The sequence below is a fragment of the endosymbiont of Ridgeia piscesae genome (assembly GCF_001443665.1).
Classification (GTDB): domain Bacteria; phylum Pseudomonadota; class Gammaproteobacteria; order Chromatiales; family Chromatiaceae; genus Endoriftia; species Endoriftia persephonae.
This window is the reverse complement of record NZ_KQ557158.1, coordinates 1-15613: the sequence shown is the minus strand read 5'-3', so window position 1 is coordinate 15613 and position 15613 is coordinate 1. Positions and strand designations below refer to the sequence as shown.

General features: G+C 58.8%; 12 protein-coding genes. 5 read left to right on the top strand and 7 right to left on the bottom strand.

Annotated elements, in window-relative coordinates:
• Positions 1 to 253 precede the first annotated feature (253 nt).
• Positions 254 to 1639, bottom strand: coding sequence for a ribulose-bisphosphate carboxylase (locus tag Ga0074115_RS14690; RefSeq protein ID WP_060528669.1), 1386 nt, complete (start codon positions 1637 to 1639; stop codon positions 254 to 256).
• Positions 1640 to 1947: 308 nt separating this feature from the next.
• Here Ga0074115_RS14690 and Ga0074115_RS14685 point away from each other — a divergent pair, with 308 nt between their 5' ends.
• From Ga0074115_RS14685 to gloB, 3 genes are all read left to right on the top strand, one after another.
• The gene (locus tag Ga0074115_RS14685; protein WP_039959748.1) at positions 1948 to 2856 is read left to right on the top strand and encodes a LysR family transcriptional regulator; all 909 of its coding nucleotides are present in this window, start codon (positions 1948 to 1950) and stop codon (positions 2854 to 2856) included.
• Positions 2857 to 2970: 114 nt separating this feature from the next.
• Complete coding sequence (gene dxs, locus Ga0074115_RS14680) at positions 2971 to 4881, top strand: 1-deoxy-D-xylulose-5-phosphate synthase (RefSeq protein WP_057956660.1); 1911 nt, start codon at positions 2971 to 2973, stop codon at positions 4879 to 4881.
• A gap of 20 nt (positions 4882 to 4901) precedes the next feature.
• Positions 4902 to 5681, top strand: coding sequence for a hydroxyacylglutathione hydrolase (gene gloB / locus Ga0074115_RS14675; RefSeq protein ID WP_057956661.1), 780 nt, complete (start codon positions 4902 to 4904; stop codon positions 5679 to 5681).
• Positions 5682 to 5701: 20 nt separating this feature from the next.
• On the opposite strand, the gene Ga0074115_RS14670 is transcribed toward gloB, so the two are convergent.
• Positions 5702 to 6763, bottom strand: coding sequence for a hypothetical protein (locus tag Ga0074115_RS14670; RefSeq protein ID WP_060528668.1), 1062 nt, complete (start codon positions 6761 to 6763; stop codon positions 5702 to 5704).
• 177 nt (positions 6764 to 6940) lie between these two features.
• Here Ga0074115_RS14670 and Ga0074115_RS14665 point away from each other — a divergent pair, with 177 nt between their 5' ends.
• Positions 6941 to 8014 carry a hypothetical protein gene (locus Ga0074115_RS14665; RefSeq protein WP_057956662.1) on the top strand — a complete coding sequence of 358 codons (1074 nt, stop codon included), beginning with the start codon at positions 6941 to 6943 and terminating at the stop codon, positions 8012 to 8014.
• A 2-nt stretch (positions 8015 to 8016) separates the two neighbouring features.
• Here Ga0074115_RS14665 and Ga0074115_RS14660 read toward each other — a convergent pair whose 3' ends face one another.
• The 5 genes from Ga0074115_RS14660 to nhaD (Ga0074115_RS14640) form a co-directional block, all read right to left on the bottom strand.
• Positions 8017 to 8469 (bottom strand): YaiI/YqxD family protein, encoded by a 453-nt coding sequence (locus tag Ga0074115_RS14660; protein ID WP_057956663.1) that lies wholly within the window; start codon positions 8467 to 8469, stop codon positions 8017 to 8019.
• A 175-nt stretch (positions 8470 to 8644) separates the two neighbouring features.
• A complete protein-coding gene (locus tag Ga0074115_RS14655; RefSeq protein WP_057956664.1) occupies positions 8645 to 9007 on the bottom strand; it encodes a hypothetical protein in 363 nt (120 codons plus the stop codon).
• Between the two features lie 237 nt (positions 9008 to 9244).
• Complete coding sequence (locus Ga0074115_RS14650) at positions 9245 to 10117, bottom strand: phosphoribulokinase (RefSeq protein ID WP_005959990.1); 873 nt, start codon at positions 10115 to 10117, stop codon at positions 9245 to 9247.
• Positions 10118 to 10306: 189 nt separating this feature from the next.
• The gene (nhaD, locus tag Ga0074115_RS14645; protein WP_232433136.1) at positions 10307 to 11737 is read right to left on the bottom strand and encodes a sodium:proton antiporter NhaD; all 1431 of its coding nucleotides are present in this window, start codon (positions 11735 to 11737) and stop codon (positions 10307 to 10309) included.
• A 161-nt stretch (positions 11738 to 11898) separates the two neighbouring features.
• On the bottom strand, positions 11899 to 13374 hold the full coding sequence (gene nhaD / locus Ga0074115_RS14640; RefSeq protein ID WP_057956666.1) for a sodium:proton antiporter NhaD: 1476 nt from the start codon (positions 13372 to 13374) through the stop codon (positions 11899 to 11901).
• A gap of 358 nt (positions 13375 to 13732) precedes the next feature.
• On the opposite strand from nhaD (Ga0074115_RS14640), the gene Ga0074115_RS14635 reads away from it, so the two are divergent.
• Entirely contained in the window at positions 13733 to 15490 is a 1758-nt protein-coding gene (locus Ga0074115_RS14635; RefSeq protein ID WP_087959794.1) for a SulP family inorganic anion transporter, read from the top strand.
• Positions 15491 to 15613 lie beyond the last annotated feature (123 nt).

Below are 15613 nucleotides of genomic sequence, written 5' to 3'. Positions count from 1 at the left end.
ACCTCTTTGGTTTCGATGGTCAGTTAGCACTTCCATCAAAACCGGTAACCCTCACTCTTTTCAAGTCAGGTGTCAGATCAGGTCTGAACTACTACAGATGATGACAGCGTAAAACATAGCTCATCTTCGTCAAGAAATAAAAAAGCCCGCTTCGTCCGAAGCGGGCTTTTCTCACTTCCGGTATCAACAGATTAACCGAATGGCTCTCGCCGAAGCGGGGCTTTTTTGTACTGGATGTACAGTAACCGTTCGATTACTTGTGTACGCCCAGCTTATCGCGCCATCCGGGGAAGATAGCGTCCGCATCGTGCGGGAAGGACTCGAAGGCGCGAGCGAACTCTTTGTGCTCTTTCGCGTACTCGATCGGGTCAGCGCCCTCTTTCCAGCACTCATAGGCCTGGCGCAGCGAGATGGCGCCAGCCGCAGGGGAGTCGATGTGGCCATAGGAGCCGCCGCCAGCGGTGTTGATGACGTTGGCATGGCCCAGGTTCTCGAAGAAACCGGGCAGACGTAGGGCGTTCATGCCGCCGGAGATGATTGGAGTGGTGGGCTTCATGCCATACCACTTCTGGTTGTAGATCGGCCCTTGGCACTCGTCGCGCTCGATCATGTAGGCGATGATTTTGTCGTCGGCGGCGCCCTCCATCTTGCCGTAGCCCATGGTGCCGACGTGGATACCGGATGCACCTTGGAGACGGGACATCTTGGCTAGCACGAAGGCGGTGTAGCCGCGCTTAGAGCTGGGAGAGGTTACGGCGCCGTGACCGGCACGATGGTAGTGCAGGTACTGGTTGGGGTACTGACGGCGGGCGGTGGTGACCATGCCGGGACCACCGACATAGCCGTCGACCAGGAAGGCGACCTTGTCCGCATCCTCGCCGAAGGTCTCGAGAATGTAGTCGGCGCGGGCGCACATCTCATAGTGGTCATCGGCGGTGATGTTGGCGGAGAAGAGCTTGGCCTGGCCGGTCTCGTCCTGGGCGCGCTTCATGGCGTCAGCTACCAGCGGAATGACCTTTTTGGTCGGTGCGAAGACCTGGTTACCCTGGGGCTCGTCGTTCTTGATGAAGTCGCCGCCCAGCCAGAACTGGTAGGCCGCCTCGGCGAAGGGCTCGGGACGTAGGCCAAGTTTCGGTTTGATGATAGTGCCGGCGATGTAACCGCCGTTTTCAACTGGACGGCCGAGGATGCGCCACAGGTCGGAGATGTCCTTGGCTGGGCCATCGAACAGTTGAATGGCGCGGGGCGGCATGTAGAAGTCGATCATCTGCGCATGCGCGATATCCCCCATGCCCTGATTGTTGCCAATGGTCAGGGTTAGGAAGGAGACCAGCATCATGCGGCCATCGATGATGTTGCGGTCGAACAGCTCGATCGGGTAAGCGATACGCATGTCCTCGGTCGCTTCGTCGATATGGTAGACCAGTGCGTCGACACCCTTGGTGAAGTCGTCGGTGGTGGAGACCTCGACGTTGGTGCCGGTGGACGACTCGGCGGCGAAGTGGGCGGCAGCCTCAAGGTAGCCGTGGCCGGTGGCGGGCTTCATCTTGTAGGCGCAGAGGATGTGTTTGCCGCCTGCGAGCAGGTCTTCTTCCTTTAGACTCAGGTCTGAATAACGATTGGTTTGGTCTAATGCCATATTGATCTACTCCATATCGAGTCGATAGTGTTGATTGTCGGCGAAACCGCGAGGTCTCTGCCTATCGGTTCCACATCGTGGTGGAAACTGGAGTGTGACCTTACCCTCGGTGCACATATAAATAAACTAAAATGTTTTGATCAGAATGATAAGGTAAATATTATGGTTAGACTGGAGTGCTTGGTCTGACCATCCCTGGTTGGCTGGTTGGCTGGTTGGCTGGTTGGCTGGTTGGCTGGTTGGCTGGTTGGCTGGTTGGCTGGTTGGCTGGTGGCAGGGTGGTTTATCTAGACAGGAGCAGGACGATGATGCATCTAACCTTGCGTCAGCTAAAAGTGTTTCAGGCGGTGGCGCAGCACCTTAACTATACCCAGGCGGCTCGCTCCCTCCACCTCAGCCAGCCGGCGGTGTCGATGCAGGTCAAGCAGTTGGAAGAGTCGGTGGGGCTGCCGCTGTTTGAGCAGATGGGGAAAAAGATCCAGCTCACCGAGGCGGGCCACGAGGTCTCCCAATATGCCCGCACCATCTTTCAGACTTTTGAGGAGATGGAGGAGGTGCTGGATGCGCTGAAAGGGGCGGAGACCGGCCATCTTGATATCGCGGTGGCGAGTACCGTCAACTATTTTGCACCACGCCTGCTGGCGGCGTTTCACCGCCACTATCCCGGCATCGAACTGCGCCTCAACGTGACTAATCGCAAGTGTCTGATGGAGCTGCTGGAGGCCAACGAGACCGATATTGTGCTGATGGGGAGTCCGCCGGAGGCGCTCGATCTGGAGTCTGAGCCGTTTATGGAGAACCCGCTGGTGGTGGTCGCGCCGCCTAGTCATCCGCTGGAGTCTCAGCAGCCGATCCCGCTTGAACGGCTGGCTGAACAGACCTTCGTGATGCGTGAGGCGGGATCGGGTACCCGCCTGGCGCTGGAACGTTTTTTTAATGATCGTGGTCTGGTGCTGCGTGGTGGCATGCAGATGACCCGTAACGAGGCGATCAAACAGGCGGTGCGGGCTGGCATGGGGCTGGGGGTCGTGTCGCGGCACACCATTGAATTGGAACTCGAGACCGGTCGTCTGCTGGTGCTCGATGTGGAGGGCTTTCCAATCCAGCGGCAGTGGTACATGGTTTACCGGCGCGGCAAGCGGCTTTCGCCGGCGGCGACGGCGTTCCACGATTTTGTGCTCGCCCAGGCAAAACAGATCAGTGAGAGCCCGATCTGATCCGGTGTGAATGCTTATCTCTTTCCACTGGGTTAAACTGGGCCATTACCATCTGCCCGGTTTCGGCTCAGTCGGCGGGCGAGATCACACCATCAATTCAGGAGCGGGGTTGGCGTGTCCAATCATCACAGCGATACGGAGCAGGGGAGCTACAGCCTGCTTGAACAGGTCGATCTGCCGCAGGATCTGCGACGGCTCGAACCCAAGCAGTTGCCGCTGCTGGCTCTGGAACTGCGCCGCTTCCTGATCGAAAGCGTCTCCCGCACCGGCGGTCATCTGGCGGCCGGGCTCGGCGTGGTTGAGTTGGCCATCGCCCTCCACTACGTCTTCAACACCCCGCAGGATCGCCTGATCTGGGATGTGGGCCACCAAGCCTATCCACACAAGATCCTCACCGGCCGACGTGAGCAGATGGCGAAACTGCGCCAGCAGGGCGGGCCATCCGGCTTTCCAAAACGTTCCGAAAGCGACTATGACACCTTCGGCACTGGCCACTCCAGCACCTCCATCAGCGCCGCTTTGGGGATGGCGGTGGCAGCCCGGCGCAAGGGTGAGTCGCGCAAGGTGGTAGCGGTGATCGGCGATGGTTCGATCGGCGCCGGCATGGCATTTGAGGCGTTGAATCATGCCGGGGTGCTGGATCAGGATCTGTTGGTGGTGCTCAACGACAACAAGATGTCGATCTCTAAACCGGTGGGTGCGTTCAGCAATCACCTCTCGCGGTTGCTCTCCGGCACGCTCTACACCGGCATGCGTGAGGGTGGCAAATCACTACTGAGCCATCTGCCCTCCCAAGTCAGTGAGCTGATGGGACGCTGGGAGGAGCACATGAAGGGCATGGTGCTGCCGGGCACCATGTTCGAGGAGCTGGGCTTCAACTACATCGGCCCGATCGATGGCCACGACCTGGATACTTTGGTGCCGACCCTGCGCAACATGAGCAAGCTGAACGGGCCCTGCTTGCTGCACGTGGTGACCCAGAAGGGGCGCGGCTATGAACCGGCGGAGGAGAGCCCGATTGCCTACCATGGCGTGACCCCCTTCAATCCGGCCACTGGTGAGATGACAAAGGGTGGTGGTGGCCCCAGCTATACGCAGATCTTTGGTGATTGGCTCTGCGCCATGGCGGAAAAGGATGAGCGCCTGCTGGCGATCACCCCGGCGATGTGCGAGGGCTCCGGCATGGTGGAATTTGCACGGCGCTTTTCGAAACGCTATTTCGATGTCGGCATCGCTGAGCAGCATGCCCTGACTCTGGCGGCGGGCATGGCTTGCGAGGGGGCCAAGCCGGTGGTGGCGATCTACTCTAGTTTTCTGCAGCGCGCCTACGATCAGTTGATCCACGATGTCGTGCTGCAGAACCTGGATGTCACCCTGGCGGTGGATCGGGCCGGCCAGGTGGGCGCGGATGGGGCGACCCATGCGGGGAGTTTTGATCTTAGCTATGCGCGGGTGCTACCCAACATGCTGATCATGGCGCCCTCGGATGAGAATGAGTGCAGCCGCATGCTGCAGACCGCCTACGACTATCCGGGGCCGGCGATGGTGCGCTATCCGCGTGGCGGTGGTATCGGGGCGGAAGTGGAGCAGCCGGTCAAGCCCCTCGAACTGGGACAGGGGCGGTTGCGCCGCGAGGGTTGCCGGGTAGCGCTGCTCAGCTTCGGTAGTCTGCTGCAGACCGCGCTGGCGGCGGCCGAGCAGCTCGATGCGACAGTCGCCGACATGCGCTTCGTCAAACCCCTGGACGAGGCGCTGATCCTGGATCTGGCCAGCCGCCACGAATTGCTAGTGACGCTGGAGGAGAATCAGGTCCAGGGCGGTGCCGGCTCCGCGGTCAACGAATATCTGGCGCACATCGGCCATAGTGTGCGGCTGCTCAACCTGGGGCTGCCCGACCGCTTTATCCACCACGCCACCCAACAGCAGCAACTGGCCGAGTGTGGCCTCGATCTGCGGGGTGTGCTCGATTCGGTGAGCGGGGCGCTGAAAGAGTTGCCCGCCAGCGTCTATCAGACCTCCGCCTGATTCCAGGATCCTCTCGCGCAATGCTGCAGATAGAACCGATTCTCGCCTTTGATGATAACTACATCTGGATGCTCAGCTCAGAGGATTCGGCGCTGGTCACGCTGGTTGATCCCGGTGATGAGACGCCGGTGCTGGAGCGGCTGCAGGCCGATGGCCTGCAACTGGGGGCGATCCTCCTCACCCACCATCACTATGACCACACCGGTGGCGTGCCGGAGCTGCTGCAGGCCTATCCCGGCATCCCGGTTTATGGGCCGGCTGGGGCGTCGATCAATGCCCTCGATCACCCGCTGCGCGAGGCGGATCGGCTCGAACTGCCCGGGCTGGGTGTGACGCTTGAGGTGATGGATGTGCCTGGCCACACCGCTACCCATATCGCCTATCTGGGTGAAGGGGCGCTATTTTGCGGCGATACCCTGTTTGCCGCCGGCTGCGGCCGGGTCTTCGATGGTACCCACGAGCAGTTGGCCCACTCCCTGCTGCGGATCGCTGCGCTGCCCGCCGAGACGCGTATCTACTGTGCTCATGAGTACACCCTGGCCAACCTGGGGTTTGCCGAATGGGTGGAACCGCAGAGCGAGGCGATAAAACAGCGCATCAGCGATGAGCAGGCGCGTCGAGACCGAGGTCTGCCGACACTGCCCTCAACGCTACAGCTGGAGCTTGCCACCAACCCCTTCCTGCGCGGTGATCAGGCGCAGGTGCGGACCGCTGCCGGGCGCTACGCGGGGCACGCCTTGACGAGCCCAGAGGCGATCTTCACCGCGCTGCGCAACTGGAAAGATCGCGAGTACGACTGATTCGGTCGTCCTCTCCCTGCTCAGCGCTCCAGCATCGAGCGATTGTCTGCCAGAAACTCATTTGTGTACCGGCTCAGTTCCACCTGAAATGGGAAGCGGTCGTTATGCGCGGGATTGAGATGGGCATGCTTGCGCTTGCGGTTGCGCGTGCTGTCGCAGTTGACCAGATGCAGCGTCAGGTCGGGCCAGTAGGCGGATTCGATGTCAGACCAGCCGAACGGCACCTCCAGATCTCCGAGTAGCAGCAGGTCGCTCTGATGGGAGCGGCAGAGTTGCCGGTAGGCCTGCTTGCCTCCGCGCAGCTGCGATCTCAGTTGATCACGTGCCATCGACTTGATGCGTAGCGGGGCATCGATCTGCTGCTCGACCCGTGCCGCCAGTTCCGCCGCGATCTTGTTTGCGTAGCTGTTGGGTGTCTCATCACGGATGCCTGCCTCGTAACTGACATCGGCCTGGACCAGCACCAGCATCATCTTGGGTTCAGGCGCTGGAATCAGTGTGGCGGGTGGGGTGCTCGCCGGCAGTTTGGCGGCGCTGGATTTCGCTTTTTGTGCGCTCGCGCTGGCGATCGAGGGTGAGGCTGGGGGCGGTGTCGCTATTTTTTTGATGGGCGTGGCGGTTGTTTGGGTGGGGCGAGATGGTGCTGGCGGTTGCTTCACCAGCGGCTTGTTGCTCTCCAGTTTGGCGGCTTTTGGTTCGGCTGGGGGGCTGATCTTATCAGTGGTTTTCTGCCTGGCTTGGGGGGCGGTTTGCTGTGGTGGGGCTGCTATGGTCGGCGGTGGTGGGGCCTCGGCAAGGGCCTGTTCTGTCTGGCTGACCGGTTCCTGGGGTGGGGGGCTGTACTGCGTGGTCTCCGCTCTCTCCTGCTGCATCATGATCGGGGCGAGCATCATCACGCCGCCGAGGATGATCAGCACCAGCGAAGGGTTGTTGACATCGACCTTGATGCCAAATGCCTCGAAGCGGTAGTTGTTCTTTTTCTTTCCGTCTGCTGCGCTCTTGCCGGTGAGAAAGACAAACAGTCCGACCAGCAGTAGTCCCAGTCCGCTCCAGAAGAGTACACTATCGAGTGAGATATCCATGGGCCTCCCCAAGCAACGCTTTGTGATGTTTTTTGTTGCCGTCTTGATGCGGCCTGTTTCTAGAAATCTAATCGAATATTAAGAAGTTACAAGGGAGCAGTCTGGCGAGATGGCAGGTCGAGTTGGATGGTGTTGAGTGATGACTGAAGCGCAAGCGGCTTTGCCAGGCTGAGCAGCATGGCACATCTGCTTGCAGCTATCTCCGGTCATGGCTTTGGGCATGCGGCACAGACCTCGGTGCTGGTGAATGCACTGCGGCAGCGACTGCCCCGACTGCGACTGACTCTTGCCACCGACCTTCCCGAGCCGTTCCTGCGGCGTCGGTTTGCCGGCCACTTCGAACTGTTGCGCATCGCTTGTGATCCTGGCATGCCGATGCACTCTGCTCTGCAGGTTGATGTTGACGCGGCGCATTACGCCTATCGTGAGTACCATCGCGACTGGCAGAGTCACTTGCAGAGCTGGCGTGCGCTGTTGTGCAGCCAGCGCCCCGATCTAGTGTTTGCCGATGCGCCCTATATGGTGCTCAGTGCAGCACGCTTGGAGGGGCTGCCCTGTGCCGCTGGGTGCTCCCTCAACTGGGCGGATATCTACGGTCATTTCTGCGGCAGCAAGCCGGGTGGTCAGACGATCCGGGGGCAGATTGAGGAGAGCTATCAGCAGGCTGATGCCTTCTTCCGTTTCACGCCGTCGATGCCGATGCCCTGGCTTGAGAATGGTGTCGACGTGGGGCCGCTAGTGGCGCCACACGCCTCAGTTCGACGGCAACTCTTCAAAGCATGCGACCTGTCTGATCAGACCCGGTTGGTGTTGGTGAGTCTGGGCGGCTTGGACACTCGGATTGATTTTCAGCACTGGCCGGAACGCGAGGGGATTCGCTGGATCCTGCCGCAGAGCTGGCAGGTCCGTCGCCGCGATGTGCTGGTGTGGGAGGCGCTTGAACAGCGTTTTGGTTCGGTGCTTGGCAATTGTGATGCGGTGATCCTTAAGCCAGGCTACGGCATGATTAGTGAGGCGGTAATCAACCGTTTGCCGGTGCTCTGCACGCTGCGTGGCGACTGGCCGGAGCAGCCCTACCTGTTGCAGTGGCTGCGGCGTCACGGCAGGGTGCTGGATATTGAACCGCAAGCGTTGCTGCGGGGGGCAATCGGGGATACTCTGGAACGGCTCTGGCAACTGCCGAAGGCGGCGCCAGTAGCCGCTACGGGCATTGGTGAGTTGCTTCCTTGGTTCGAATCCCGGTTGGGCTGAACTCAACCCTTGGCCATTTCTGCCAGTAGCCGGTCGAGGTGGTTAGCGAAGGCCTGGCGATCGCTCTGGCTGAGGGGCGGTGGTCCGCCGGTATTGACGCCGCTGGCGCGCATGGTGTCCAGGAAGTCGCGCATGTTGAGGCGTGGTCTGATGTTCTCGGGGGTGAAGCGTTCCCCGCGGGGGCTGAGGGCGCACCCTCCCTTTTCGATCACCTCGGCAGCCAGTGGGATATCAGCGGTGATTACCAGATCACCACTGTTGACCAGCCTGACGATCTCGTCATCGGCCACGTCGAAGCCGGCGGAGACCTGGATCGCGCGAATCAGCCGTGAGGGTGGTGTCTGCATTGGCTGGTTGGCGACCAGCGTCAAGCTGGTGCCGGTGCGCTCTGCGGCGCGGAACAGGATCTCTTTGATCACTTTGGGGCAGGCATCGGCATCGACCCAGATCTGCATAACTCACTCCTCTCTGTCTATGTGAGAAAAACCGAGCGACCAATACTACGGCCATCAACCAGAGTAAGCCACGCAGTATCCCTCGATAGCGGGTCTTGCTGCGATAGTGTGCAGGGTGAGTTTGGCCGGGCCTGGTTTGCCAAAAGCCTTGAGAGCGGCGTGCTCCGGGAGCGGTTCAGGGGTGGTGCACCTTTTCGCTCAGCCTGTCGAATACCACCAGCCCTTGTTGGTTGGCTTTTTTGATGACGAATGGGACGACTTCGGAGGCCATGGCGAAGGAGATGGTGAGGTCGAGCATATCCCAGCCGGCATAGCGTTCTATTGGGAGGGAGACCCATGGGCAGCGTTCGGCGGTCTCTGTTCTCCCTTTGGTCTGTTCGGGGTAGTGGCTGGTGAGTTCGTTGATCAGGCTGAGAAACTCCTCTGCCGGGTCGCCTGGCAGCTGATCCATCTCATCCAGGATCTCGTCATAGACGTCCCAAGCCGCGTCACTATCGAGTGGAACTGGTGGTTTAACAATGCTCAAGCCGTAACCCATGGCCTCTCTCCTGCTTCTACTTCTGCTGGGGCTGTGGTCTGTCGATGAGGGTGCGTTCCGTAAACTAGCGCATTGTGTTGGGAAAATAAATCGTTTTTTGCAGAGGCCGTCACATCTCTTTGCGTGTTGTTTGCTATGACTGTTTGTCTGAATGTGGCAAGTCATCCCCGGATGATGGGCACAAAAAAGCCGCGGTGCCTACGCAGCCGCGGCTTTTTGCTAGTCTGAAGCGAGTGCTCAGACGTGACGTGAGTCCATCATCTGCTCGATGATCGGCTGCAGGATGATCTCCATGGCGAAGCCCATCTTGCCGCCGGGCACCACGATAGAATTACGACGAGACATGAAGGAGCCGTCGATCATCGAGAGCAGGTAGCGGAAGTCGGTGTCAAACTTTTTTGGATCCTTGAAGCGGATCACCACGAAGCTTTCGTCCGGAGTTGGGATATCACGGGCGATAAATGGGTTGGATGTATCCACGGTGGGAACGCGCTGGAAGTTGATGTCGGTGCGCGAGAACTGTGGCGTGATGTGGTTGATGTAGTCGGGCATGCGACGCAGGATGGTGTCGACGATCGCCTCCTCGCTGTAACCACGTTCGGCGTTGTCGCGAAAGATCTTCTGGATCCACTCCAGGTTGACGATCGGTACTACGCCGACACCCAGGTCAACATGCTGGGCGACATCGTCATCGCCGTCCACCGCCAAGCCGTGCAGACCTTCGTAGAAGAGCAGGTCGGTGCCCTCTGGAACCGACTCCCAGGGGGTAAATTCGCCAGGTTTTTTGTCGATGCCAAGACGTGCGTTGTGTTCGGCGGCCTCTTCCGCGCTGTGCAGGTAGTAGCGCTTCTGGCCCAAACCGGTTTCGCCGTAGGTTTTGAACAGCTCCTCGATTTTGTCGAAGCGGTTGGCTTCGGGACCAAAGTGGCTCATGCCCTCTGCAATTTTTTCGCGCATCTGGGCGCGATCGTAACGGTGAAAGCTGTCACCTTCGATGACTGCAGGGGTAATCCCGTCGCGAAAGAAGATGTGCTCAAAGGCACGCTTGACGGTGGTGGTGCCGGCACCGGAAGAGCCGGTCACCGCTACGATCGGATGCTTTTTAGACATGAATAACTCCCCTTGGTATTCGTTCTGAATAGTCCCGGAATAATCCGAATTTATGCCCGATCTCCCGGTAACTACCGGAGGGCGGCTGAAAGAATGGGGCCAACTATACCACGGCGATTCCGCTTTTCCAGCGAACCAGATGGAATAGTGGCGGCATTCAGGTCAACCCCTCGGACTGGTCCAGCGCGCTCAAAAGAGTGCGGCGTTGAGCCAAACATGGGCGGCAACAGCGATGAAATAGCCGAGAGCGATGACGGGGGTCCACTTGAGGTGGCTGAAAAATGTGTAGCGCTCTCCTGCCTGGGCCATCAGCACCACACCGGCGACCGAACCTATGGCCAACAGGCTGCCACCGGTGCCGGTGGTGAGGGTGATCAATTGCCATTGGCCAAGTGACATCTGTGGTTCCATCGCCAGCACGCCAAGCATGGTGGTGACGTTTTCGATGGCTGCAGAATAGAGACCGATCATGATGTTGGCGGTGGTCGGTCCGAAATTGCCGTAGAGTAGTGACTCCGCGCTGGCGAGCCAGCCGAGGTGGGCGAGGCCGCCGATGCACAGTACCAGTCCGGCCAGGAACAACAGACTGTCCCACTGGCTGCGAGCGACGCCGTGAAAGAAGTCGAATGGATCGGGTGAGTCGATCGGTCCGGATTGTAGATCACCATTGTGCTCAGGTAGCTGGTGGGTGCGTTTCAGATAGTAACCATAGAATTGCAGGTAGGCGAGGCCGGTCATCATGCCGATTGCTGCGGGTAGGTCGAGATAGTGGGCGAAGGTGATGCCTGTGGTGATGGTGGCAAGCAGCAGTAGCAGAACGATAAATGCGCCTCGCCGCAGGCAGGGCTCGGGGTGTTGTTGGGGGAGTCTTCCCCGGGGAACGAAGGGGTGCATCAGCAGAGTTGGTACCAGCCAGGCCAGCAGGGCAGGTAGCGCGAGGCGCAGCAGGTTGGGGAAGTCGAGCATCCCTTGTGGGGTCAGGATTCTGTGTTGCCAGACCATCAGTGTCGAGAGATCCCCGGAAGGGGTGAAGACCCCCCCGGCGTTAGTGGCGACCACAATATTGATACAGGCCAGACCGACAAACCGGTTGTGCTCCCGTGCCAGGGTCAGGATGGCGGTGCCGACCAGCAGGGGGGTGCTCAGGTTGTCAAGAAAGGGTGAAGCAAAGAAGCTGATGGCGCCGCTCAACCAGAAAAGCTGGCGATAGCTGAATCCTTTGAAGACCATCCAGTGATGCAGTGCAAGGAACAGGCGGCGCTCATTCATGGCGTTGATGTAGGTCATCACCACCAGCAGAAACAGCATCAGTTCGGCAAACTGCAGCAGGTGGTTTCTCACCACCGATTCCGTATCAGGCATCTGGGGGTTGCCCTGATAGTGCCAGGCAATGAGGGCCCAGATCAGACCGGCTGCCAGCAGCAGCGGTTTCGATTTGTGCAGGTCGGTCTTCTCCTCAAGGATCGCCAGCAGCATGGCTCCGCAGAAGATGTTCAGGGCCAGCCAGCTGGGCCAATCGAAAGTGGGGGTGGCAGTGGAGTGGACAGGCGTGGATGCGTGGACAGCAAGCGGGAGCAAGCTGATCACAGCCAGAGTGATGGGTACTGCATTGAACCGCATCGGTATCGACCTCCAGCGTTGAAGATTTGCGGTTCGTGCCATTCTAGCGCAGTGGCAACGAGATGGGAGGATTTGCAGGTCGAAAGTTGGCGGCTGTTATGGCAAACAAAAACCCGCCGCGGCGGAGAGCCGCTGGCGGGTCTGTCGGGGATCAAGCCCTGTCAGAAGAGGTTGCTGTTGAGCCAGAGGTGGGTGAGGATGCTGGCGATATAGCCTAGCGCGATCACCGGGGCCCACTTCAGATGGCCGAAGAAGGTGTACTTGCCGCGGGCCTGGCCCATCAGCGCGACACCGGCCGCAGAGCCGATGGAGAGCATGCTGCCGCCGACACCAGCGGTGAGGGTGGCCAGAAGCCATTGGCCCTCCGACATGTTGGGCATCATTGTGAGCACTGCGAACATGACAGGGATGTTATCGACGACAGCAGAGAGCAGCCCCACCGCCACGTTGGCTGGGGTGGCGCTCATCTCGGCGCTGAGGCCCAGCAACGTGCCCCATTCGGTGTACATTACCTCAGAGGCCAGGGCCAGATAACCGATGAAGCCAAGGCCGCCGACGCAGAGCACCACACCGTAGAAGAACAGTAGGGTGTCCCACTCTGCGCGGGCGATCTTATTGAACACATCGAAAGCGATCGGGTCGCCCATCTGGCCATCGTGCTCCAGCTCGGTGTTGGCTTCGCCATTGGTGTTGGCCAGCTCCCGGTGATAGGTCTTCTTCAGGTAGTAACCGAAGAACTGCAGGTAGGCCAGGCCGGTGAGCATGCCGATCACCGGAGGCATGTGGATGAAGTTGTGGAAGCTGACAGCGGTGATGATGGTCAGCAGGAACAGGGTGATGATGCGTCTGGCGCCACGTTTCATGCTCACACTTTTACCGCCGCCCTGGGGGTTCTCATTGGGCACGGCGAAGCTCATGATGACTGCCGGCACCACCCAGTTGATGATCGCAGGGAGAAACAGGTAGAAGAACTGGAAGAAGTCCACAGTGCCTTGAGGGGTGGCGATGTTCTTCTGCCAGACCATCAGTGTGGTGATGTCGCCGAAGGGGCTGAAGGCGCCGCCGGCATTGGCTGCTACCACGATGTTGATACAGGCGAGCAGGATGAATTTGGTATTTGCGCCGCCAACTGCCAGCACTACCGCGCACATCAGCAGAGCGGTGGTTAGATTGTCGGCGATGGGGGAGATAAAAAATGCGAGTGTGCCGGTGATCCAGAACAGCTGGCGGAAGCCGAAGCCTTTTTTGATCAGCCAGGAGCGCAGCGCCTCGAAGACGTTGCGTTCATCCATGGCGTTGATATAGGTCATCGCCACCAGCAGGAAGAGCATCAGCTCTGCATATTCCAGAAGGTTGTGCCGTACCGCGAGTTCCGTGGCATCAGGCAGGCCGTGGCTCTGGTAGTACCAGGCGACGATGCCCCAGATGAGACCGGCGGCGAGGATTACCGGTTTTGATTTGCGCAGGTGGGTGAATTCCTCCGCCATCACCAGCGCATAGGCCAGGACGAAGATTGCGATGGCGGTAAAGCCGACCCAGTGGTCTGTCAGGTCCAAACTGTGTTTGTCGTTGCCGGCGGCAAGGGCAAGGCCTGGTACTAGCAACAACATCAGCAGGGGGATAAGTCTACTCGCCATCTGGAACTCCTAAGGTGAACAAGATTCAATCAAGGTGGATGAGTCATGACATCATGACAGCAGATGCCGAAGAGTGTGTATTTACCTAGAGTAACGGCTGTCGTTTATACCACTTTAGTTCTATTTGGGGGAGGGTCAGAGAGGGTCGAATTAAGAAATAGATTAGGATAAGCTCATTCGGTTTTCTTCTGCAGCTCGGGCAGATGGTGGTTGGTCTTTGTCATGCGCTGTAAATGGGTGGTATTTTCGCAGGGCAGTCGGTGTGCAAGGGGCACCAAAGTTGGCGCTTCTCGTCATTGAAGTCTCTTTGCATGCTGCCGGGCAGTTGCATAACGCATTCTAAGTTAAGGGGGTTTCCGTGTTTGGGGCAAAACAGGTCGTCGATTATCTTAGGCAGTGTTTTCTTCCCTTCTTTGGGTGGATCGGCGAGTTGCGAGACGGCAAGGTCGTAAAAGCCGACATCATCGCGGGCATCACGGTTGCACTGGTGTTGGTTCCCCAATCAATGGCGTACGCACAGCTCGCTGGACTGCCCGCCTACTACGGCCTCTACGCCTCCTTCCTGCCGCCGATGGTTGCCGCTATCTTCGGCTCTTCCCGCCAGCTGGCCACAGGGCCGGTGGCGATGGTCTCATTGATGACAGCTACCGCGTTGGAGCCATTGGCAACCCAAGGTGGTGATGGATTTCTCGCCTATGCTCTTGGTCTGGCGCTGATGGTAGGTGTGTTCCAGGTTGCGCTGGGCATGTTGCGGCTCGGTGTGCTGGTGGACCTGCTCTCCCACCCTGTTGTTGTCGGCTTCACCAACGCCGGTGCACTGATCATCGCCACATCCCAGCTGAACAAGGTCTTCGGTGTGGAGAAGATCGCTGGTGAGCACCACTACCAGACGGTGATCAACATCATCAACTCGGCGATCGATCATACGCATTTGCCGACCTTATGGATGGCGGCTTTAGCAATCCTGATCATGCTCGGTCTGAAGCGTTTCTACCCAAAGATACCAAATGTGCTGGTGGCAGTGGTGACCACCACACTGCTTGCCTGGTACACCGGTTTTAATGAGAGCGGTGGCAAGGTTGTGGGTGCGATCCCTGAGGGATTGCCGGGTATGAGCATGCCGGGTTTTGATTTGGAAATTCTCGGCCAGCTTGCCACTTACGCGATTATTATCGCACTGGTGGGCTTCATGGAAGCGATCGCCATTGCCAAGGCGATGGCAGCCAAAACCCGTCAGCGACTCGATGCCAACCAGGAGTTGATCGGTCAGGGACTGTCGAACATCACGGCCGGCCTGTTCTCTGGCTATCCGGTCTCTGGCTCCTTTTCCCGTTCAGCAGTCAACATCAATGCTGGTGCGATGACCGGTTTCTCTTCTGTGGTCACCGGCCTGATGGTGGGTCTGGCCCTGCTGTTTCTGACCCCACTGCTCTACCATTTGCCGCTGGCGACCCTCGCTGCGGTAATCATCTTGGCAGTGGCCAACCTGGTGAAGGTCGGGCCGATTATTCACGCCTGGAAGGCTGAGCCCCAGGATGCCGTCGTGGCGGTCATTACGTTTGCCCTGACCCTCTATATTGCACCGCATATCGAGTACGGCATTCTGGTGGGTGTAATCCTCTCGATCATGCTGTTTATCATGCGCAGTATGCGCCCTCGCGTGGCAGAACTCTCGCGCTATAAAGATGGCACCATGCGTGACATCACAGTGTTTCCCGAACTGCAGACCAGCGACAAGATTGCCCTGCTACGCTTCGACGGCTCACTTTACTTCGCCAATGCCGGTTATTTTGAGGACAAGGTGCTGGAACTGGTCTCCAAGTACCCGAACCTGCGCTACATCATTATCGATGGCGAGGCCATCAACCAGATGGATTCAAGTGGTGAGGAGGTCCTGCATCACCTGACCGATCGGTTAAAAGCGCTGCACATCGAGTTTGTCGTGGCCAGGATGAAGCGGCAGTTTATGAAGACGATTCGCCGCACTGGTCTGCTGGATTCGATTGGTGAAGACCACTTCCACTCGCGCATCCAGTTTGCACTCAACTACGCTTGGGATGGCTTGGGAGAGGATTATGATCGCACCAAATGCCCCCTGCGGCGGCAGATTGATTGATGATCGAATGAGCTTCTAATGTCAATAAAAAAGCCCGGCCATTTGGCAGAGCCATTCGGTTAATCTGTTGACGGGTTCTCTATTCATTCTATAATCTCCCCGTATTGGAGGTGATTCCGATGC

What these genes read in the sequence shown, in the direction of transcription:
- Ga0074115_RS14655 (WP_057956664.1), bottom strand. Translation starts at nt 9,007, where the DNA reads ATGGGTTACGGCTTGAGCATTGTTAAACCACCAGTTCCACTCGATAGT.
- Ga0074115_RS14660 (WP_057956663.1), bottom strand. Translation starts at nt 8,469, where the DNA reads ATGCAGATCTGGGTCGATGCCGATGCCTGCCCCAAAGTGATCAAAGAG.
- Ga0074115_RS14665 (WP_057956662.1), top strand. Translation starts at nt 6,941, where the DNA reads ATGGCACATCTGCTTGCAGCTATCTCCGGTCATGGCTTTGGGCATGCG.
- Ga0074115_RS14685 (WP_039959748.1), top strand. Translation starts at nt 1,948, where the DNA reads ATGCATCTAACCTTGCGTCAGCTAAAAGTGTTTCAGGCGGTGGCGCAG.
- Ga0074115_RS14670 (WP_060528668.1), bottom strand. Translation starts at nt 6,763, where the DNA reads ATGGATATCTCACTCGATAGTGTACTCTTCTGGAGCGGACTGGGACTA.
- Ga0074115_RS14690 (WP_060528669.1), bottom strand. Translation starts at nt 1,639, where the DNA reads ATGGCATTAGACCAAACCAATCGTTATTCAGACCTGAGTCTAAAGGAA.
- nhaD (WP_057956666.1), bottom strand. Translation starts at nt 13,374, where the DNA reads ATGGCGAGTAGACTTATCCCCCTGCTGATGTTGTTGCTAGTACCAGGC.
- Ga0074115_RS14650 (WP_005959990.1), bottom strand. Translation starts at nt 10,117, where the DNA reads ATGTCTAAAAAGCATCCGATCGTAGCGGTGACCGGCTCTTCCGGTGCC.
- gloB (WP_057956661.1), top strand. Translation starts at nt 4,902, where the DNA reads ATGCTGCAGATAGAACCGATTCTCGCCTTTGATGATAACTACATCTGG.
- nhaD (WP_232433136.1), bottom strand. Translation starts at nt 11,737, where the DNA reads ATGCGGTTCAATGCAGTACCCATCACTCTGGCTGTGATCAGCTTGCTC.